22 protein-coding genes are annotated in these 18151 nt (G+C 71.2%); 12 read left to right on the forward strand and 10 right to left on the reverse strand.

Going from position 1 to position 18151, the window contains the following annotated elements:
• Nucleotides 1-450, reverse strand: a 450-nt coding sequence (locus tag ACS04_RS39020; protein WP_209441800.1) for a hypothetical protein, incomplete at its 3' end; no start/stop codon positions are given.
• Between the two features lie 209 nt (nucleotides 451-659).
• Here ACS04_RS39020 and ACS04_RS28900 point away from each other — a divergent pair.
• Nucleotides 660-1202, forward strand: coding sequence for a hypothetical protein (locus ACS04_RS28900; protein ID WP_245236583.1), 543 nt, complete (start codon nucleotides 660-662; stop codon nucleotides 1200-1202).
• A gap of 257 nt (nucleotides 1203-1459) precedes the next feature.
• On the opposite strand, the gene ACS04_RS28905 is transcribed toward ACS04_RS28900, so the two are convergent.
• The gene (locus tag ACS04_RS28905; RefSeq protein WP_048479719.1) at nucleotides 1460-3772 is read right to left on the reverse strand and encodes an FdhF/YdeP family oxidoreductase; all 2313 of its coding nucleotides are present in this window, start codon (nucleotides 3770-3772) and stop codon (nucleotides 1460-1462) included.
• A 36-nt stretch (nucleotides 3773-3808) separates the two neighbouring features.
• Nucleotides 3809-4405 (reverse strand): SRPBCC family protein, encoded by a 597-nt coding sequence (locus ACS04_RS28910; protein WP_048479720.1) that lies wholly within the window; start codon nucleotides 4403-4405, stop codon nucleotides 3809-3811.
• Nucleotides 4406-5010: 605 nt separating this feature from the next.
• Here ACS04_RS28910 and ACS04_RS38395 point away from each other — a divergent pair.
• Entirely contained in the window at nucleotides 5011-5241 is a 231-nt protein-coding gene (locus tag ACS04_RS38395) for a hypothetical protein (RefSeq protein ID WP_158977601.1), read from the forward strand.
• A gap of 520 nt (nucleotides 5242-5761) precedes the next feature.
• On the opposite strand, the gene ACS04_RS36795 is transcribed toward ACS04_RS38395, so the two are convergent.
• Both ACS04_RS36795 and ACS04_RS28915 read right to left on the reverse strand, forming a co-directional pair.
• Nucleotides 5762-6082: a CPCC family cysteine-rich protein gene (locus ACS04_RS36795; RefSeq protein WP_078865460.1), complete on the reverse strand. Its 321-nt coding sequence runs from the start codon at nucleotides 6080-6082 to the stop codon at nucleotides 5762-5764.
• 263 nt (nucleotides 6083-6345) lie between these two features.
• Nucleotides 6346-6948, reverse strand: coding sequence for a TetR/AcrR family transcriptional regulator (locus tag ACS04_RS28915; protein WP_048479780.1), 603 nt, complete (start codon nucleotides 6946-6948; stop codon nucleotides 6346-6348).
• A gap of 125 nt (nucleotides 6949-7073) precedes the next feature.
• Between ACS04_RS28915 and ACS04_RS28920 the strand changes: the two genes are divergently transcribed.
• The 3 genes from ACS04_RS28920 to ACS04_RS28930 are packed head-to-tail and all read left to right on the forward strand — an operon-like array spanning nucleotide 7074 to nucleotide 9864.
• Entirely contained in the window at nucleotides 7074-8342 is a 1269-nt protein-coding gene (locus ACS04_RS28920) for an ATP-binding protein (RefSeq protein WP_048479721.1), read from the forward strand.
• Complete coding sequence (locus ACS04_RS28925; protein ID WP_053080998.1) at nucleotides 8339-8797, forward strand: hypothetical protein; 459 nt, start codon at nucleotides 8339-8341, stop codon at nucleotides 8795-8797. The genes ACS04_RS28920 and ACS04_RS28925 overlap by 4 nt, the downstream gene beginning before the upstream one ends.
• On the forward strand, nucleotides 8794-9864 hold the full coding sequence (locus ACS04_RS28930) for a tetratricopeptide repeat protein (RefSeq protein WP_048479722.1): 1071 nt from the start codon (nucleotides 8794-8796) through the stop codon (nucleotides 9862-9864). Before ACS04_RS28925 ends, ACS04_RS28930 begins: the two co-directional genes overlap by 4 nt.
• Nucleotides 9865-9924: 60 nt before the next feature.
• On the opposite strand, the gene ACS04_RS39695 is transcribed toward ACS04_RS28930, so the two are convergent.
• On the reverse strand, nucleotides 9925-10416 hold the full coding sequence (locus ACS04_RS39695; protein ID WP_425337854.1) for a TetR/AcrR family transcriptional regulator C-terminal domain-containing protein: 492 nt from the start codon (nucleotides 10414-10416) through the stop codon (nucleotides 9925-9927).
• A gap of 160 nt (nucleotides 10417-10576) precedes the next feature.
• On the opposite strand from ACS04_RS39695, the gene ACS04_RS40530 reads away from it, so the two are divergent.
• From ACS04_RS40530 to ACS04_RS40545, 4 genes are read left to right on the forward strand one after another with little or no spacing between them, the layout of a single operon-like run.
• Nucleotides 10577-10732 carry a hypothetical protein gene (locus ACS04_RS40530; RefSeq protein ID WP_425337855.1) on the forward strand — a complete coding sequence of 52 codons (156 nt, stop codon included), beginning with the start codon at nucleotides 10577-10579 and terminating at the stop codon, nucleotides 10730-10732.
• Complete coding sequence (locus tag ACS04_RS40535; RefSeq protein WP_209441801.1) at nucleotides 10660-10941, forward strand: hypothetical protein; 282 nt, start codon at nucleotides 10660-10662, stop codon at nucleotides 10939-10941. Before ACS04_RS40530 ends, ACS04_RS40535 begins: the two co-directional genes overlap by 73 nt.
• Before the next feature lie 21 nt (nucleotides 10942-10962).
• Entirely contained in the window at nucleotides 10963-11175 is a 213-nt protein-coding gene (locus tag ACS04_RS40540) for an FAD-dependent monooxygenase (protein WP_425337856.1), read from the forward strand.
• Nucleotides 11123-11437 carry an aromatic-ring hydroxylase C-terminal domain-containing protein gene (locus ACS04_RS40545; protein WP_209441802.1) on the forward strand — a complete coding sequence of 105 codons (315 nt, stop codon included), beginning with the start codon at nucleotides 11123-11125 and terminating at the stop codon, nucleotides 11435-11437. Before ACS04_RS40540 ends, ACS04_RS40545 begins: the two co-directional genes overlap by 53 nt.
• A gap of 30 nt (nucleotides 11438-11467) precedes the next feature.
• Here ACS04_RS40545 and ACS04_RS28945 read toward each other — a convergent pair whose 3' ends face one another.
• Nucleotides 11468-12097, reverse strand: coding sequence for a winged helix-turn-helix transcriptional regulator (locus tag ACS04_RS28945; RefSeq protein WP_048479723.1), 630 nt, complete (start codon nucleotides 12095-12097; stop codon nucleotides 11468-11470).
• An 81-nt stretch (nucleotides 12098-12178) separates the two neighbouring features.
• On the opposite strand from ACS04_RS28945, the gene ACS04_RS28950 reads away from it, so the two are divergent.
• Genes ACS04_RS28950 through ACS04_RS28960 form a run of 3 tightly spaced genes read left to right on the forward strand, consistent with a single transcriptional unit; the run spans nucleotide 12179 to nucleotide 14868 of the window.
• On the forward strand, nucleotides 12179-12931 hold the full coding sequence (locus ACS04_RS28950; RefSeq protein ID WP_048479724.1) for an MBL fold metallo-hydrolase: 753 nt from the start codon (nucleotides 12179-12181) through the stop codon (nucleotides 12929-12931).
• A gap of 23 nt (nucleotides 12932-12954) precedes the next feature.
• Entirely contained in the window at nucleotides 12955-13599 is a 645-nt protein-coding gene (locus ACS04_RS28955) for an NAD(P)-dependent oxidoreductase (RefSeq protein WP_048479725.1), read from the forward strand.
• A 3-nt stretch (nucleotides 13600-13602) separates the two neighbouring features.
• A complete protein-coding gene (locus ACS04_RS28960; RefSeq protein ID WP_063839320.1) occupies nucleotides 13603-14868 on the forward strand; it encodes a multidrug effflux MFS transporter in 1266 nt (421 codons plus the stop codon).
• Nucleotides 14869-15492: 624 nt separating this feature from the next.
• Here ACS04_RS28960 and ACS04_RS28965 read toward each other — a convergent pair.
• The 3 genes from ACS04_RS28965 to ACS04_RS40145 form a co-directional block, all read right to left on the reverse strand.
• Nucleotides 15493-15939 carry a DUF732 domain-containing protein gene (locus ACS04_RS28965; protein WP_048479726.1) on the reverse strand — a complete coding sequence of 149 codons (447 nt, stop codon included), beginning with the start codon at nucleotides 15937-15939 and terminating at the stop codon, nucleotides 15493-15495.
• A gap of 200 nt (nucleotides 15940-16139) precedes the next feature.
• Entirely contained in the window at nucleotides 16140-16727 is a 588-nt protein-coding gene (locus ACS04_RS38400; RefSeq protein ID WP_078865464.1) for a hypothetical protein, read from the reverse strand.
• Between the two features lie 1094 nt (nucleotides 16728-17821).
• Complete coding sequence (locus ACS04_RS40145; protein ID WP_063839321.1) at nucleotides 17822-18109, reverse strand: DUF6233 domain-containing protein; 288 nt, start codon at nucleotides 18107-18109, stop codon at nucleotides 17822-17824.
• Nucleotides 18110-18151: the final 42 nt, after the last annotated feature.

The following is an 18151-nucleotide window of genomic DNA, read 5'->3' on the forward strand; positions in this document are numbered from 1 at the left end:
GCCGGCGCGGCGGCAGACCCCAGGCGGCACGCGGCGCATCGCCCTCGCCGCATGGCGACCTCGGCCTCCGTGGGGCAGACGCTGCTTCGGCGGTCCGGGTCCCGTGGGCCGCTCTGCCAGGCCCAACCCATCACTGCGGAAGGCGCGCTCACGGCGCTCCCGCTCCACGCGGTCGACGTCGGACCCGACCGGCCGGACGGGTACGTCCGCTATGAGGCGCCCGGCCAGCTGATCGGCTGCCTGCTCCTCAACACCGCCGACCGCTGACGGATCGACACCCTGCGCCTCTACTTCGCCCGCTTCGGCGTCCTCGCCGCCTCGCCCGTAGAGGAGCACCTCAGCATCCTGGGCGCCTGCCGCCGCGACCTGGCCATGCTCCGCACCGTCGTCGCCGAACTCCACGCGGGCTGCCAGGCTGACGCCATTCCGTATGACCAGGAGGGAGAGCACCGGGCCAACGAGCTCCTTGAGCGGGAGAGCCCGGCGTCGGGGCGCTCCGCGAACGCTGTCCCCATCTGCGGAAGGAGGCGCCAGAGCCGGCCGAGGACTGGGCGGTTGTAAGCTCCGCACCCCGTTTCCGCAGGTAGGCGGGGGTGCTGTGAGGGTGAAGCCGGTGGGCCCGTCTCAAGGGACCTGGTCCGCCCCCCGTCCTGTGGGCGGTGCCTGATCTACTGCTTGCCGGCGATCTGGAAGCTGAGAGGAAAGCAATGGGCGCTCTGACTGACTACTTCCGTGCGGTGGATGCGGCATCGGTCGTGGAGGTGCTCAAGCGGGCGGATGGCGGGTCCCCGCTCGCTGGGGCGCTCCCAGCCTTCGACGGGGTCGAGACCAAGCACGTGGATCCGACGGTTGTCTTGGCGATGCTGATCGCTGCTATCCGTCAGGTTGAGTGGCGAACGGACCTGGTTGAGGAGGTGACCGTGTGGCCGACCTCCCCGGTACCCGGCCCGGACGGCCCCGGGGCAGAAGATGACCCGTGGGTGACGGGACCGTGGGTATCCGAACTCAGTCCCCTGGCACGGGACACTCTGGCGGCTGTGCGCGACTTCGAAGTGGCGACCATCGTCGCCAAGTGGGTGCAAGCCGAAGAGCTGCACGGCGCCCGCGCCGAAGACATGCAGCCGGTGGCTGAAGAGCTCGTCCTGCTCGCCAGGCGCGCCCGCGAAGCCGGCGAGCAGCTCTACTGCTGGATGTGTCTTTGAGGTGGCCCGGTTTGGAGCGGATCCGCTTTACCGGGGCCGAGTTCGGTCATGAGGGTGCGCAGATGCCGCGCTCGGTACGGGCAACCGCGGTCACGCTGCGGCAATCGGCGGCCAGTGCGCAGGCGGTCGTCGCCGCCCTCACCGCCCTGAGCCGTCGCCGCTCGACGTCCCCGGCCGGGCCAACGCCCTCCGCGCCGCAGTCACCCGGTACCTCCCGCGCACCACCACCCTGGCCCTCCTCGCGCGGGGGGTTTTGGTCAGACGGGTGCCGGCTTGTACCGGTCGCCTGTGGGTTCCAGGCGGACGATGATGCCTTTGGAGGTGGGCTGGTTACTCATGTCGGCGACGCTGTCGAGCGGCACCAGGACGTTGGTCTCCGGGTAGTAGGCGGCGGCCGATCCCTTGGCCGCGGGGTAGGACACGACCTCGAAGTTCTCGGCCCGGCGCTCGGTGCCGTCCTCCCAGACGCTCACCACGTCCACCCGGTCGCCCTGGGCGAGACCGAGCGCTGACAGGTCAGCCGGGTTGACCAGGACGACGTGGCGGCTGCCGTGGATGCCGCGGTAGCGGTCATTGTTCGTGTACGGGACGGTGTTCCACTGGTCGTGCGAGCGCAGGGTCTGCAGCAGCAGGTGTCCCTCGGGAGCCAGGGGGATCACCGTCTCGTTGCAGGTGAAGCGGGCCTTTCCGGTCTCGGTCCGGAACACGCCCTCGTTGACGGGGTTCGGCAGCTGGAAGCCTCCCGGGCGGGTCACCCGGGCGTTGAAGTCGTGAAAGCCCGGCACGATCCGAGAGATACTGTCGCGGATGGTGTTGTAGTCGCCCTCGAACTTCGCCCAGGGGATGTCCCCCGTACCGTCGACGCTGAGCCGGGCGAGCCGGCACAGGATGGCGACTTCGCTGAGCAGCATGCGCGAGGCCGGTTCGATCCGCCCCCGGGAGGTGTGCACCTCGCTCATGGAGTTCTCGACGGTGACGAACTGCTCGCCGTCGGCCTGTACGTCACGCTCGGTGCGCCCCAACGTCGGCAGGATCAGGGCGGTGTCGCCGCAGACGGTGTGTGAGCGGTTGAGCTTGGTGGAGATGTGGGCGGTCAGCCGGCACGTACGCATCGCCTTCTCGGTGATCTCGCTGTCGGGCGCTGCGCGCACGAAGTTCCCGGCCAGGGCGAGGAAGACCTTGACGCGCCCCTCCAGCATCGCCTTGATCGCCTTCACCGAGTCCAGGCCATGCGGGCGGGGCGGGTCGAAGCCGAACTCCTCTCGCAGGGCGTCCAGGAAGCTGTCCGGCATCTGCTCCCAGATGCCCATGGTGCGGTCGCCCTGGACGTTGCTGTGGCCGCGCACGGGGCAGACGCCCGTGCCGGCACGTCCCAGGTTGCCGCGCAGCATCAGGAAGTTGACGATCTCCCGGACGGTGGGCACCCCGTGCTTGTGCTGGGTGATGCCCATCGCCCAGCACACGACGACGCGTTCGCAGGCGAGGACCTCGTCGCGGACCTTCTCGATCTCCTGGCGGGTCAGTCCCGTCGCCGCGCGCACGTCGTCCCAGTCGACGGTGCGGGCGTGCCGGGCGAACTCCTCGAATCCGGAGGTGTGGGCGTCGATGAAGTCGTGGTCCAGGACGGTGCCCGGGCGCGCGTCCTCCGCCTCCAGCAGCAGCCGGTTCAGTGCCTGGAACAGGGCGAGGTCCCCGCCGGGCTTGATGTGCAGGAAGCGGTCGGCGATCTGGGTTCCCCGCCCCACGACCCCGCTCGGCTTCTGCGGGTTCTTGAAGCGCCGCAGCCCCGCCTCCGGCAGCGGGTTGACCGCCACGATGCGGCCGCCGTTGCGCTTGGCCTCTTCCAGGGCGGAGAGCTGGCGCGGGTGGTTGCTGCCGGGGTTCTGCCCCACCAGGAAGATCAGGTCCGCGTGGTGGAGGTCGTCCAGGCTCACGGTGCCCTTGCCGACGCCGAGGGTCTCGTTCAGGGCGAAGCCGCTGGACTCGTGGCACATGTTGCTGCAGTCGGGCAGGTTGTTGGTGCCCAGGGCGCGGGCGAAGAGCTGGAAGACGAAGGCGGCTTCGTTGCTGGCCCGGCCGGAGGTGTAGAAGGCCGCCTCGTCGGGCGATTCCAGCCCCTTGAGTTCCTGTGCGAGGACTCCCAGGGCGTCGTTCCAGCCGATGGGCTCGTAGTGGTCCGATCCGGGCCGTTTGATCATCGGCTCGGTGAGCCGGCCCTGCTGGTTGAGCCACATGTCGGAACGGGCGGCCAGGTCGGACACGCTGTGCTCGCGGAAGAAGTCTGCGGTGATCCGGCGCGCGGTGGCCTCGTCGTTGATGTGCTTGGCGCCGTTCTCGCAGTACTCGTTGCGGTGGCGCCGACCCGGGGCGGGGTCCGCCCAGGCACAGCCGGGGCAATCGATCCCGCCCACCTGGTTCATGGTGAGCAGGTCGACCCCGGTCTTGCGCGGGGAGGTCTGCTCCAAGGAGTATTCCAGTGCGTGCACGACGGCGGGGACCCCGGCCGCCCACTTCTTCGGCGGTGTCACGGAGAGGGAGGTATCCGGCTCCTCACCGGGCGGGTTCTGCATCGCTTGGCCTTTCTCTCACCGTGTCGGACGGGCAGGTCAGCCAACAGGCCACTGGGCGACACGGCTCCTGGGCGGTTCCGGGGTGTCGTGCTGGACACGGCCGTTGCGGATGGTGCCGCGCCAGGCGCCGCCTTCCTGGCCGAGCCCTTCGATGAAGTCCTTGAAGCTGAGGAGTTCTGCGCGCACCAGCCGGGCGGCCAGCGCCGTGACCCTGGAGGAGCGGGTGAGGACCTTCAGGGCGCCGCGCGGCCGCAGGAGCATCCGGACGGTGACCGCGGTGCCCCCGGACTCCGTGGGCCGGAACTCGACCTCGCCCTCATGGGTGGGATGCTGCTCCAGGCCCCGCCAGGCCAGGTACGCGTCGGGGTCCTGTTCCACGATCTCGACCGCGAAACGGTGGCGCACCGGGCCGTAGCCGATGGTCCACGCGGTGACGGTGGGCCTGACCTGCTCGACACCGCGCACCACGGCCGAGAAACGCGGGAACGTCTTGAACTGCGTCCACTGGTTGTAGGCCGTACGGGCCGGCACCGCGACCTCGACCGTCTCGTCGACGTGTCGCTCGCTCAGCGGACGACGGCGTGCGACGCCGTCGCCGCCGGTGCGCCCGTCGTCCTCGTCCTGCGCCATCATGGTCCTTCTTCCGGTGAGAAAGCCGGGCATCCGAAAGCCGGGCATCCGCGCGCCCAGGCTCCCCTGGTGGCCAGGGCACCGCTTCTGGTTCCCCGGCCCCGGGCTTCGAATCACCCGACCGCACCCCCGACCCCTGCGCACGGGCCCCAAGGAACGTTCGCCGGCTTCTCCCGGCGCCCGGCCGCCACCCCCAGCTTCAGCCCTGCCCCGGCCACCCGCCACTCACCGCGCCCCGGCAGGTGTCCGCCCTCGATCCCGTTTCTCCTTGCGCGACCAACGGGCCGGTGCGCGATCTCCCCGGCCGACCCTCACGCGGCGCGGGGCGGCGGGGGGCGGCGCGAGGAGCTGAGGAGTCCGTTTCCGCGCTCAAAGCTGCCGAACGAGCATCAACGCGGCAACCAGCAGGAAGAGCACCCGGCCACCCGCTGCATGGCGTAGCCCCTGCCGATTGGCTCAATCGCCTGCCGACTGACGCGGAGCATCGGCGGCTTCTTCTCGGCCCGGCCCACCCCTGCGAAGCAAGGGGACATTCCCGGCACCGCTGCCCGCAGCGAAGGGGCGCCGACGGCGCCCGCCCCGTCCGCCAAGAAGCCCCGCCGCCTGCCATGAGCGTCACGGCGGTAACCGTGATCGCGGTCACCGCTGCGGGTATCGGCTACATGGCCGCCGTCGTTCAACGCGGTCTGGGCATCGCCGTCGGCATGCTTGCCGCCACCGCCAAGATCACCCCCGCCGAAGCCGGACAGCGACTACGTGCCTACGCCGCCGTCCGCCATGGGCGGCCCGCTCACAAGCCGTCGTCGCCCCGCGGCCCTGACCCAGCACGCCGGCTGTGACCGCCCCGCCGCAGATGGCTCAGATGTGCGGTAGTGGGCGCCCCGGCCCGGTCCGGGTACTGGCGGCTCTGGCGGCAGCGGCCGGGGTGGGGATCACCACGGCCGTGATCTACCAGCGCCGTAAACGCGACCCCGCGTTCGCCGCGGCCATGGACGCCGCCCACCACGCACGCCCGCGCACCCCGGACCCCCCGTCCGACACAGACGACTGGGAAGCGTTCTTCGGAAACCTCCGCCCCGGTGGCGCACTGCGCCAAACTGCACTGGCCGCCGGGATCCGGCCCGAGGCCGTTCATCACCGCCGCCGCGCTAACCGCGCGTTCGCCCACCGAACCCACCAACAGCCCCCCGATAACGCCTGGCGCGCCCCGTCGCCTTCCCCCGGCGGGTTAACTCCCCTGCCGAGGGCGGCGTCGGGCCGGCAGTGGGGGCAGGCTTGCGCGCCTTCTCGATGCGAGCCCACTGGACATCAGTAGGGACATGACCTGACGAACGAAAGCGAGGGCGGCCGGACGCTGTCCTATTCAGCCAGGTCTGGAATCTGGCGCCGCGCTTCCGAGCTCCACAGGCCTTCACCACCTCGCGTGATGGACTCATTAGGTTCCTCCGCGACCTCCTCCAGGTAGTCCAACCGGGCCTGCGTCAGGCTCAGCCGTCCGTTGGGCCCACCCCTTACGAAATGTGCGTCCACATCGTCCTGTCCGTCGTCCTCCCAGCCGCACTCTGGGCAGATCTCAAAGTTGGCCCGCTCCTGCAGCGTCCGCTGGAAACAACACGGGCACGCAGCAGTGCCGCTTGCGGTGTCAATCGAGGAAACCGGAGACGGTTCATCAGAAGCCATGGCAGCTATCGTTCCGCTCTCGCGGATGATCCACAAGAAACGGCCTAATCGAGGAGGTGTAACGGGCACTCAGCACCCCGCTTGCGCTGATCAGTGGAAGCGCCTCGCCGGCCCTGCAACTCGAACCTGAGCGCAGCGGGGAGGGCGGCCGTCGTTGTCGCTGCGTCGTTTCCGGTCGGCGGGCGGATTGCAGAACACCCGCGTCTCCCTGCGCGCCGTCGGGTCCGGTGCAAGAACCAACCGCGCTCCCGCTGCAGGTCGGGCTACTTGAGTAGTTGCAGGGCTGTAGTCGCCAGTCGTTCTGCGGTGAGGTGTTGTTCGTCGGCTGGCAGGATGAGGTGGCTGATGGTCATGCGGACGATGACGTCCGCGGCCACCTGCAGCGATTCCGTGTCCTGTTCTGGGTATCGCGTGGCCAGCCAGCCCTGGACCAGTGTCTGACCGGCATCGAAGATCGGGTCCGCTCGGGCGGTGAGGTACGGCAGGAGGCTGTCGGAGCCCTTTCGGGCGGCCGTGATGACGGCCCTTATGAGGGGCTGCTTGTCGGCCTCTCGAAGCACGTACAGAATGGCCGCCCGGAGGCAGGCATGGGAATCGGGCACGCCGGGGTGGAGAGCATCGGCCACACCCGCAAGGAACTGCTGAGTTTCACGGACTACCAGCGCACGGCCCGGGCCGGCTCGGTTGCCGAATTCCTTGTACACCGAAGGGCGCGAAACTCCGGCGCGGGCAGCAACGGCCAAGAGGCTGACCTGGTCCCAGCCGGCTTCGCATGTGAGGTCGCGAGCGGCGTCCAATACGCACTGCCTCGTCTGCTTGCGCCAGGCAACGCGAGGAGGGTCGGGTACCGGAGCGTCTCGGCCCATCCCGAGGCGCCGCAGGCGGCGGCGACGGGGCGCCGCCCGCCGCCGGGCCCACGCGTTCCACACACCTGTCGATCTTGACCGCACCCGGTGGAGGGGAGCCGCAGATCCCTTTCTAGGCTGACCCCATGTCCGACGAGTCACCTCTCATCCGCAGCCTGCGGGCCGCTGTCGCCGCCGCTCCCGAAGACGTGCCGCTGCGGCTGCACTTCACCGAACTGCTCCTCGCGGAGGGGAGGCACGACGAGGCCGTTGCGCAGGCCGCGATCGCGCTGCAGCACGCGCCGGGTGACGAAGCCGTACGGGACCTGATGGTCCGCGCCATGCAACTGCCCCCGGTCGGCCCGCGACCCCCCGTCTTCGACTGGGCCGCCGCCGAGCAGGAAGTCGCCGGTGTCGTCGGCCCCCGCTTCGCGTCCGGCCCCGCCGACGCCGGTGACCCCGCCGATGCGGGCGACGCCGTCGAGACCCCGTTGACCGCGGACGGCGGCGGCGACCCGGGCGACGCGTCCGCGTGGGACGTCGACTCCCCCGGCGACGTGCGTCTCGCCGACGTCGGCGGCATGCAGCAGGTCAAGGACCGGCTCGAAGCCGCCTTCCTCGCCCCGATGCGCAACCCCGAACTCCGGAAGCTGTACGGCAAGTCACTCCGCGGTGGCCTGCTCCTCTACGGCCCGCCCGGCTGCGGTAAGACGTTCATCGCGCGGGCCGTCGCCGGCGAACTCGGTGCCGGCTTCATGTCGGTCTCGCTCTCCGACATCCTCGACATGTACATCGGCACCTCGGAGAAGAACGTCCACGCCGTCTTCGAGGCCGCCCGCCGCCAGGCGCCCTGCGTGGTCTTCCTCGACGAGCTGGACGCGCTCGGCGCGAAGCGCTCGCGCATGCACCACAGCGGTCTGCGCAACGTCGTCAACCAGCTCCTCACCGAGCTCGACGGCGTCAACGCCGTCCGGAACGACGGCGTGTTCGTGCTCGCCGCGACCAACGTCCCCTGGGACGTGGACCTCGCCCTGCGCCGCCCGGGACGCCTGGACCGCACCCTGCTCGTGCTGCCGCCCGACGCCCCGGCCCGGGAGTCGATCCTCCGCTACCACCTGCGCGAGCGCCCCATCGAGTCCGTCGATCTCGGCAAGATCGTCAAGATCACCGAGGACTTCTCGGGTGCCGACCTCGCCCATCTCTGCGAGAGCGCGGCCGAGTACGCGCTCCTGGACTCCGCCCGTTCCGGCACCGTCCGCATGATCGGCACCAAGGACCTCCTGAACGCGGCCAAGCAGATCAAGCCGTCCAGCGAATCCTGGTTCGCCGCAGCCCGCAACGTCGCCATGTTCGCCAACGACGGCGGCATCTACGACGACCTGGTCACCTACCTGAAGAAGAAGCGCAAGCTGTGACGACTCACCCACAGGTCGTACGCGCCCGGACCCTCCACGAGGTGATCCGCCCGGAGGAGGCGCGCGAAGCGGTCGGCCGCCGCCTCGCCCTGCTCTGTCTGGTCATGGCCGCCGTCACCGTGGACGTCTTCCCCGCCGGGGGCGGGGCGAAGGAGCTGCCCGTCCATCCCGGCACCCGGCTGTGGGCACTGGCCCTGATGGCCGTGATGTGGGGCTTCGGCACCTGGCGCCGCTACCGGCGGCTGCGGACCGGGGCACAGCCCGCCGTGTTCGCGCTCGTGCGCCGCTCGTTCCGGTCCAGGGTCGTGCTCGGCCAGGCGACCTGGGCCACCCTGTGCGCGCTGTTGCTCGTGGCCGTTCCGTGGAGCGAGCGGGCCGTCCCCCAGGTCCTGTTCTGGCTGGCGCTCGTACCGAACCTGCTCAGCATCACGCACGACCGGGACAAGGTCCGATGAGCCGGGCCCTGCAACAGGCCGACGTCCTCTTCGATCTGGGGCGCCACGAGCAGGCCGCCGCACTGGCCGCCCGGCACCTCGCCGGCGCCCCCGACGACGCGGCCGCGCTCGTACTGCTCGCCCGCTGCCGGGACCGCCTCGGCGACGCACGGGAGGCGCTCACCAGCGTCGAACACGCCCTGCGCGTCGCACCCGAGTCGGTGAGCGCCTGGATGCTGCACGCCCACGTCCTGCTCTCCCTGAAGAAGAACGGGCAGGCCGAGGACTCCGCCCGGCGCGCCGTCGAACTCGCCCCGCTGCTCTGGGCGAGCCACTACACCCTCGCCGTCGTCCTGGGCCGCAGCGCCCGCAGGAAGCGCAGGCGGGCCGCGTACGAGTCGGCCCTCAGAGCCGCCACCCTCGCCCCAGAGGAGAGCGACGCGCACGTCCTCCTCGGCGCGACCGCCCACCACACCGGCCACCACCGCGTCGCCGAGCAGGCCTACGAGACGGCGCTGCGCCTCAACCCGGACAACAGCGCGGCCCACAACAACCTCTCGCTGTTCCATCTGCGCCGCCGATGGCTCCGTCCCGGCTCGTGGACCCGGGCCGCCGAGGGCTTCGTCCAGGCCGCCGCCCTCGACCCGGACGATCGCCACGCCCGCCACAACCTGGAGAACATGGCCTGGGGAACCCTCCTGGGCTCCCGCTGGGTGGCCTTCGCGGGAACCCTCGCGGTGTCGCTGGGCTCCGCCCGCCTGCGTGCGGGCGCCGCCGGCACCGACGCCCTCGTCACCCACCTGGTGTGCGAGGCCGTGCTCGTCGGCGGCTGGGGAGGCTGGTTGTGGTGGCAGACCCGGCGGGTCCCGCCCCACCTGCGCCGGCCCCTCGTGCTGGTGTCGCGCCGCTCCCGGCCGGTCGTCGGGATGGCGTTGGCCGTCGCGCTGCTCGTCGTACACGCGGCCGTGGCGCTGGTGCTGTGGCGCAGCGCCTTGTTCAGCGCGCTCGCGATTCCGCTGGTCGTCTTCGCGCTCGTCATATCCGTGGCCGGCCGCACCACCCTCCAACAGCAGGCGCCGAAGCAGTAGGAGACCCCCTCGGCCCCCTCGGACCGCCCGCACCGGCGGCGCCCGGGCGTCGTCCACCCGTCACGCGCGGAGGGCCGTTGGCCTTGCGTGCGGCGTGGGTGACGGCGGCCCGGGCCCGTTCTGGGGCTGCGCCGGCGCGCCGGTCGCGCCCGGCGTGCCGGCCGGGCGGTCACTTCTCCAGGGTGCGCAGGCCGTTGACGAGGAGTCGCAGGCCGAATCGAAGTGGGCTTCGAAGTCCCCCTCGGTGATCACGGGCACCGCCGCGGCCAGATGGGGGAACGCGGATTCCGTGACGGCCAGGCGCAGGCGTTCGGGGTCGGCCGGAGCCTCGCCGGCGAGGGCGGCCTGCTCCTCCAGGGTGTGGCCGAGCGTGAAGTTCACGACGGCCAGCATGGCCCGCGCCGCGTCGCTCGCACCGAAGCCCGCCTCCCGCAGTGCGTCGATCAGGGCCTCGGCGAAACCGAGCGTGTTCCCGCCCGTCGAGTGGGTGCCGGCGAAGACCCGGGCACCGTCGCGGTGGCGGAGCAGTGCCGCACGCAGGGCGCGGGCCAAACCGGTCAGCCGGACGTGATCGTCGTGGGAGCCGGCCCGACCGGGCTGATGCTCGCCGGCGAGCTGGCCCTGGCCGGTGTACGGACGCGGATCGTGGAGCGCCGCTGCGAGCCGCAGCACCAGTCCCGTGGAGATCCTGCGCGGCCACGAAACCGCCGACGTGCGCCAGGGCCCCGACGGCGTCGAGGCCGACGTACGCGTCGCAGGTGTCCGCCGGACCATGCGGTCCCGGTACGTGGAGGGGTGCGACGGCGCGCGCGCAGTGCGGTGCGGACGGCGGCCGGGATCGGCTTCCCGGGGACCGGCGAGACGCTGACCGGGATGCTCGGGGACTTCGGTGTGGCCACCGCGGACCCCGGCACGCTGGAGCGGGCTCGGGCGCGCGGTGTTCTGGCCGTCGGCTTGGAGGACGGGCTGACCCGCTTCGTGCTGCTCTCCCCACCGCGGATGAGGGTGCCGTCGTCGGCGCCGGTCACGGTCGAGGAGTTCCGCAGCGCGCTCCGGGGCGCCTGTGGCAGCGACTGAGGTATCGGCGAACCCCGGTGGCTGTGGCGGTTCGGCAACGCCACCCGGCTCGCGGAGTCCTACCGTGCCGGACGGGTGCTGCTGGCGGGCGACGCAGCGCACATCCCGCCGTCTCGCGGGCGCCGTCTCGGCGATCGACACCGCCTACCCCTCGCCGGGCGACCCGCTTACCGGCCGGCGCATGCCCGACGTCGCGCTGGTCGCCGGTGGGTCCGGTGCCACCGGGGCGATTAGGGTCTACGAACTCCTCCACGAGGGGCGCTTCGTCCTGCTCGGGCTCGACGGCGACGCCGCGGCTCCTGACGTCGGGGAGTGGGCGGCCCGTGTCACCTCGGTGGCCGGCGCCCGGTACGACGCCCATCCCGCGCTTGACGGGCTCAGGGAGATCCTGATCCGGCCCGACGGTCACGTCGCCTGGGCGACCCGGACCCCGACGGGCGAGCCCGCCGGGCGGAGCGCACCCTGGAGAGACCGGCGCAGACTCGGTAGAGCTTGAGTTCGCAGGCCCGCGAGCGGCCGGTCACGTTCAGCGGGGCAGGATGCGCAGTACTGCCTCGCGTTCGCCGCTGAGCTGCAGGCCTTGCTGTTCTGCGGCGCTGAGATCGAGGTCGCCGAGCAGGGTGGCGGCCAGCAGGTGTGGCGGTCCGGTCAGGGATGCGGTGGGGTGGTCGACGCGGCCGGCGTGTGTGTGCACCGAGCCGTTCTTGACTTCGATGACCAGGTCTTCGTTGCCGTCGGCGTGCAGTTGCAGGGCGATGGCCGGCTGGTCGGGGCGGTGGTCGGTCAGCGCCCGGGCGGGCATGTCCAGCCAGTGGGTGCGGAAGGTGTCGCTGGCGCCCGGCTCACGCAACAGCGGAACGCCCCACCGGCTCAGCTCCCGCAGCACCGGCTCAAGCTCGTGGCCGCGCTCGGTGAGGGAGAACAGGGTGGTGGCCACCGGCGGCGGGGCGGCCTCGCGCTGGATCAGGCCGGCTTCCTCGAGTTCGCGGAGCCGGTCGACCAGGAGGTTACTGGCGATCCCGGGCAGCCCGTTGCGCAGGTCGGTGTGCCGGCACGGACCCAGGGCGAGCAGTTCACGGACGATGAGCAGGGTCCATCGGTCGCCGATGGTGTCCAGTGCTTTCGCGATGCCGCAGTACTGCCCGTAGGTGCGCATGCCATCACTCTACATCGCGGCGTTGAGATTCAAAACTTGCTTGTTGACTTTCTCAACAACGTCGGTTTAGCGTCGCTGCCCATGACCTCCACCCTTTCCGTACGTCGGCTGGCCTGGGCCGGCGTCGAGATCCGTCTCGGCGACACCCGCCTGCTGATCGACCCGCTCGAGAACGTCGCTGCGCTGGCGCCGGTGATGGGGCCGCCGCGCCGGCCGGTCGACCCGGTCGATGCCCCGCCCGGCACCCACGCCCTCATCACCCACCTGCACCCCGACCACTACGACCACGACCTGATCGCCCGGATCGCGGCCACCGGCACGATCGGCTGCCACACCCCGAGCGCGGTGGCGCTGCACGAGGCGGGCATCGCCCCCGTGGCCCAGAACCTGGGCCGATCACGCCGCATCGGAGAGCTGACCGTCACCCCGGTGACCTCGCTGGACTGGCGCGGCAACGACTGCGACCAGGTCGCCTGGGTCGTCGAAGGCGCCGGCCGGCGGATCATCCACTGCGGCGACACCCAGTGGCACGGCAGCTGGTGGCAGATCGCCCGCGACCACGGTCCGTTCGACGTCGCGTTCGTCCCGGTCAACGGCGTCATCGCCCACTTCGAGGGCTACGCGGCCAACGTCCCGGCGACCATGACCCCCGAGCAAGGCGTCGAGGCCGCCGTCGCACTCGGCGCCGGCACCGTCTGCGCCATGCACTACGGCCTGTTCCACAATCCGCCGTTCTACACCGAACAACCCGACATCGAGCAGCGCTTCCGGCACGCCGCCGCCGAGCGCGACATCACCGCGGCCATCGTCGCCGACGGCCAGCCCGTCCTTTGACCATCAGAACCAAGGAGCAACACATGAAGATCGTCCTGTTCGGCGCCGGCGGCAACATCGGCCGGCCCACCACCGAAGAAATACTGCGCCGCGGCCACACCGTCACCGCGGTCACCCGAGCCGGCCACCTCGACGGCCTCCAGCACGAGGCCCTGACCATGACCAGCGGTGACGTCACCGACGCCGCCGCCGTCGCCGGCCTCGCCGCCTCCCACGACGCCGTGCTGTCGGCCGTCGGCCCCCGGATCGGCCAGGAGAACGACCGCGCCACGATCGTCGGCGCCGCCCGTGCGCTGATCGACGGACTCCGCCGAGCCGGCGTCACCCGCCTGGTCACCATCGGCGGCGCCGGGAGCCTGCGCACGCCGACCGGCGCCCGCGTCATGGACGACCCGGACTTCCCCGCGTTGTGGAAGGCCAACGCCCAGGCCCAGTCCGAGGCGCTCGACCTCTACCGCGGCGTGCACGACCTCGACTGGACGTACGTGTCGCCCGCCGCGGTCATCGGAGCGGGCGAGCGGACCGGGGCCTACCGCACCGGCGGCGACACACTGCTCACCGACGACGACGGCAACAGCCGCATCTCCTACGCCGACTACGCGATCGCCCTGGCCGACACGATCGAGAGCGGCACCGCGATCCGCCGCCGTATCACCGTGGCGTACTGAGCCATGAGCAACGACGCCTCCGGCCGGCAAACCCGATTCATCGTCCTGCTCTCAGCACTCGTGGCCCTGGGACCACTGTCCATCGACGGCTACCTGCCCGGACTGCCGGCCCTCGCCGGCGACCTGCGCGCCAGCGCCGCGGCCACCCAGCTCACCATCACCGCCTGCCTGGCCGGGCTGGCCATCGGGCAGCTGATCGCCGGGCCGCTGAGCGACACCTACGGCCGGCGGCGTCCGTTGTTGGCGGGCCTCGCCCTCTACGCGATCGCCAGCGCGCTCTGCGCGGTGGCACCCGACGTCCGGACACTCATCGGCCTACGCCTGGTCCAGGGCATCGGCGGGGCGTTCGGCATCGTCATCGCCAACGCCATGGTCCGCGACCGCACCTCCGGAACCCGCACCGCCCGTCTCTACTCCACACTGACCCTGGTCACCGGCCTGGCGCCGGTGTTCGCGCCGGTCCTCGGCGGCCAGCTACTGCGCCTCATGGCCTGGCCGGGGATCTTCGCGGGCCTGGCCGTACTGGGCGCCGTGATGCTGGCGGCCTCCGCCGCAGGACTGCCGCAGACCCGGTCCTCCGCGTCACGCCAGCCGCTGCCGGCTGTCATCGGGCAGCTGCTCAGCGACCGGATCTTCACCGGGTACGTCCTCGCCAACGCCCTCGTCTTCGCGGCGATGTTCGCCTACATCTCCGGCTCGCCGTTCGTCCTGCAGGAAATCCACGGCCTGTCACCGCAGCAGTACAGCGCCGTGTTCGCCGTCAACGCCGCCGGACTCATTGCGGCCGCCCAGACCAGCGGCCGACTGGTGGCCCGGACCGGCGCCCGCGTGCTGCTGCTCGCCGGCCTGCTGGGCGCGACAGCCGCTGGCACCACGGTCCTGGGCGCCGTGCTGACACGGGCGCCCCTGCCCGTGCTCCTGATCGGCCTGTTCGTCCTGGTCTCCAGCGTGGGCCTGGTCATGCCGAACGCCGCGGCCCAGGCCCTGGCCGACCACGGCCAACACGCCGGGTCGGCCGCCGCTCTGCACGGCTTCAGCCAGTTCATGATCGGCGGGGCACTTGCCCCGCTGGCCGGCGCGGGCGGCGCCACCGACGCCTTGCCGAGGGGAATCATCGTCGCCGTGCTGCCGGCGCTCGCTCTGCTCACACTCGGCGTCCTCACCCGGTCGATACCCAGAGAGCCAACTCACAGGCCAGCTCGCCAAGGACGGGCCGCGTACCGGCGACAGCGCCGGCACATCGAGCGCAGACGAGCCGGCATCCAGTGACTCGGGCCGGCGTCCGGCGAACAGGGCGATGCGCGATCAGCGTGACGGACCTACGACGACGGCCGGGTGCAGTGACGCGTAAGTTCTTCGCTTCCAACGCGGCAAGCTTCGTCGGTGAAGGCGGTGAGATGGCTCGAAAGTGGTCGAACCAAGCGCAGCAGCTGACGGGTGAGGAAGCCTGGACGCAGGTGGGGGAGACGTGCTTCGGTTCGGTACCGGGCCGGTCGCTGCCGCCAGGTAAGAAGGCTTGAGACGGAATGGGAACACCCGGGCATGGTTGACCGTCCATCTATCTGTGGGCGGCAAGGGGCTGATGTCCCCGGGCGCAACCATGTGCTTCCGGGGAAGATCGTTCGGCTGAAGCCCCGCAGTGCCCTGCGCCGCGAGGGGACCAGCCCGTCGCCTGCCCACACTCCTGAACGCCCGGCCAGCCCCCCCGGCTGGCCTGGGCCCGCCCCGACCGGCTCCCCCCGGCCAGTCGGGGCCTTCCTGCATTCGTACGTATCTGGGCGTGAGTACGAAGAATTCCGCAGAACGGTTGTTACCGACCCAACTCGGCTGGTTGGGCGAGGGATCGCGCAGCCTGGGCACATCTTCTTCGGGGTCGAGTTCACGGCGCGGGTGTCAGTACGTGGGGCAGAGATTGGCCAGTACGGCCGCGACGATGAGAGTCGACTTGCCCGGGCCGAAGCCGTCCGGATGGGTCGGCCCGATGAACCGCTTCTCGGCGCTGGCGACGCGCTTGGCCGGGTCCTTCTCATCCTTCATTGACTGGCACTGCGACAGGCCGCGGGATATGGCCTTGTCGTCCTTGCCGTTGACGATCTCGGGGTCGATCTTGTTGAGCGCGGCGAGGTACGCGGCGCGCTGCGCGGGCGCAGGGCTCGGCGGGATGCCGGCCGCGGCCGCAGCCGAGGCGAGTGCGCTGGGGTCGGCGCTCGGTGGGGCAGATGAGGCCGGAGCCGGGGCACCTGCAGGCTTGTCCGCTGTGGGCTTCGGGTCGCTGGAACAGCCGACGAGTGTGAGGAGGGCGGCGGCGCTGAGCGCGGCGGCGAGGTGGTGTGTACGCATCGGGCCATGCTGTCGGTAGCTGGCTGCCTACGGGGCGCCTGTGACCAGTCTGTGACGCGCAAGCCCTGGAGCGTGTCGTCAGATCGCGGCGGTGGATGCCGGGCCGGTCGCCGGTGGGTCGGAGCACGCTGTCGAGGAAGTCGGTCTGAAGCTCTTCGAGGCTCGGCGGTACCGGCCTCGTGCACGCCACGCGGTGACGGTCAGGGCGCTGCGGCGAGCGGGCCCGCCAAGGGGACTTCACCGAGGTCATGGCCGGAGTGGCCGAGGGCGTAGACCGTGGCCCCGTATCGCAGGGCGAGGCTGCCGATGGTGTCGCCGGCCAGGCGGCGGCTGACCTCTCGGGCGGTGCCGCCTTCGGCGAGTTGCTGCGCGTGGTCGGCCGCCGGTCGGTGGCCGTTGTCACGACGGGCTTCCGGGCGTAGGCGGCGGCGAACCAGCCCTCGGGTCCGTCTCCCGGTCCAGGGGCCGGTAACGGTCGTCCTGGCTGGTCCAGATACGGTCGGGCAGGTAGTGGTGGCGCAGAGGCCGGATGCGCGAAGGGCTGCGGCCATGGCCAGTCCGAAGGCGTGCCGCAGTCCCGGTAGTTCGGCGGGGGCGGGCGGGCGGCCGCGGCGAGGGCCACGGAGGTGGCGAGTCTGGGTGAGTTCCTCGGGCGTCCAGCCGACCATGATGCTGCGGGCGTGCTGGATGAGGTGGACGCCTTCGGAACCGGCGGCGATCTCTTCGAAGCCCGCGTCGGAGAGGACCGTTCGGAGGCGGGCCAGCAGATCCTCGCCTTGATCATTCATGCGCCGACCCTAGAGCGCCTTGGTCAGAACCGAAGCGCGGGGTGTCTTTGGTCGTGTGGCGCTCAGGTGTGGATGCGGCTGTTGGGGCCGTCCTGGGCGTCGGCGGTGGGGTCGTTGAACCAGTAGTCGCCGGCGGCGAGGTAGCGGAATGGGCTTGCGATCGTCTCGCGTGTAGTGCTCGTGGACGCAACCGCAGTCGAGCTGAACCCGCCACCGATGGATCTCTTGCGGATCAGGTGCCCAGAAGGGCCAGAACAGTGGATGGACCCGACCACCGCACTGACCAGCAGCGAACCCCCCGATAGCCCGCGGGCCGCGCGTCGGTCGCCGTGCCCGGCGACACGGGCCACTCGATGCTGAGGGCAGCGTCGGACCGGCAGCGGAGACAGGCCCCTCGGCGAGCGTCCGCCGCGCCTCGTCCCTGCGCGGCGGCTGGCGAACAGCAAGGAGTGGGTAGGCCAAGTAGATGACATATGGGGTGTTTGTCCCGTCTCGCGGTGTGTCCAGCGCACCCTGGGTGCGGCGCCCCGACCCGAGGGCCGCCAGACCACCCGAGCGTAGTTCGATACAGAAAGCAGGTCAGGCATGCGCGCTGGACGCTTCACACCCCGCCGAGCTGTGGTGGCCGTCAGCCTCACTGCCCTGCCGGCCCTGCTCGCCCTGAGCGCCGGCACTCCCGCTCTGGCGGCCACTCCCGTTCCTCAAATGGACGCCCAACCGCCCGTTCGCTATGTGCAGGTGTCCAACACCCAGTCGTGCGCCCCTGACACCTTCTGTACCTTCACCGCCACCTGTCCTACCGGAACGGTGGTCACCGGAGGCGGCGTCTCCGTCACTCCCTTCGTCAGCAGCGGCGTGTACCTCTATGAGACCGAACCGAGCAGCAACACCAGCTGGGTAGGCACCGTCCGCAACGCCAGCGCTTTCCCCGTACAGGTCACCGTCAAGGCCGTCTGTGCCCGCCTCCCCAGAGTCTGACCTGCGCTGATCCATCCCTTCGGGCAGCCGTCTCACCGATGACACACCGACGGGGTGGCAGCGCCCCCTGCCCGACCCCCCAGGGCGCGCCGGTCGCCGTACCCGGCCACACGGGTTCACCCGATGCCGAGGGCGGCGTCGGGCCGGCAGTGGGGGCAGCCTTGCACGCCCTCGGCCAGCGCCCGCCGCGCCTCGTCGATGATCATGCCTGTGCAGCGTTTTCGGGCGTCCCAGCAGCCTCCGGAGTGGACACGGACTGGGAGACGGTCCACTCCTATGCCGCGCTCGATCAGCCATGCAGGCGGCTCGGCCGGTGGGCGGCGCCGCGCGGCGAGGGCCTCGCGCTCCTCCGCTGTGTTCAGCGCCCGCTCGGCGAGGCTGAGCTCGCCGCGCGGGGCCGTCACGACGGTGCGCGGGCGGGGCAGGTCGGGCGGGAGTTCGCAGCT

The sequence above is a fragment of the Streptomyces roseus genome (assembly GCF_001044425.1).
Lineage (GTDB): Bacteria > Actinomycetota > Actinomycetes > Streptomycetales > Streptomycetaceae > Streptomyces > Streptomyces roseus.

Bases quoted from the DNA above. Each gene is read 5' to 3' on its own strand.
- ACS04_RS28905 (WP_048479719.1), bottom strand. From the start codon at position 3,772: ATGCAGAACCCGCCCGGTGAGGAGCCGGATACCTCCCTCTCCGTGACA.
- ACS04_RS28910 (WP_048479720.1), bottom strand. From the start codon at position 4,405: ATGATGGCGCAGGACGAGGACGACGGGCGCACCGGCGGCGACGGCGTC.
- ACS04_RS38395 (WP_158977601.1), top strand. From the start codon at position 5,011: ATGAGCGTCACGGCGGTAACCGTGATCGCGGTCACCGCTGCGGGTATC.
- ACS04_RS36795 (WP_078865460.1), bottom strand. From the start codon at position 6,082: ATGGCTTCTGATGAACCGTCTCCGGTTTCCTCGATTGACACCGCAAGC.
- ACS04_RS28915 (WP_048479780.1), bottom strand. From the start codon at position 6,948: ATGGGCCGAGACGCTCCGGTACCCGACCCTCCTCGCGTTGCCTGGCGC.
- ACS04_RS28920 (WP_048479721.1), top strand. From the start codon at position 7,074: ATGTCCGACGAGTCACCTCTCATCCGCAGCCTGCGGGCCGCTGTCGCC.
- ACS04_RS28930 (WP_048479722.1), top strand. From the start codon at position 8,794: ATGAGCCGGGCCCTGCAACAGGCCGACGTCCTCTTCGATCTGGGGCGC.
- ACS04_RS40545 (WP_209441802.1), top strand. From the start codon at position 11,123: ATGCCCGACGTCGCGCTGGTCGCCGGTGGGTCCGGTGCCACCGGGGCG.
- ACS04_RS28945 (WP_048479723.1), bottom strand. From the start codon at position 12,097: ATGCGCACCTACGGGCAGTACTGCGGCATCGCGAAAGCACTGGACACC.
- ACS04_RS28950 (WP_048479724.1), top strand. From the start codon at position 12,179: ATGACCTCCACCCTTTCCGTACGTCGGCTGGCCTGGGCCGGCGTCGAG.
- ACS04_RS28955 (WP_048479725.1), top strand. From the start codon at position 12,955: ATGAAGATCGTCCTGTTCGGCGCCGGCGGCAACATCGGCCGGCCCACC.
- ACS04_RS28960 (WP_063839320.1), top strand. From the start codon at position 13,603: ATGAGCAACGACGCCTCCGGCCGGCAAACCCGATTCATCGTCCTGCTC.
- ACS04_RS28965 (WP_048479726.1), bottom strand. From the start codon at position 15,939: ATGCGTACACACCACCTCGCCGCCGCGCTCAGCGCCGCCGCCCTCCTC.
- ACS04_RS38400 (WP_078865464.1), bottom strand. From the start codon at position 16,727: ATGAATGATCAAGGCGAGGATCTGCTGGCCCGCCTCCGAACGGTCCTC.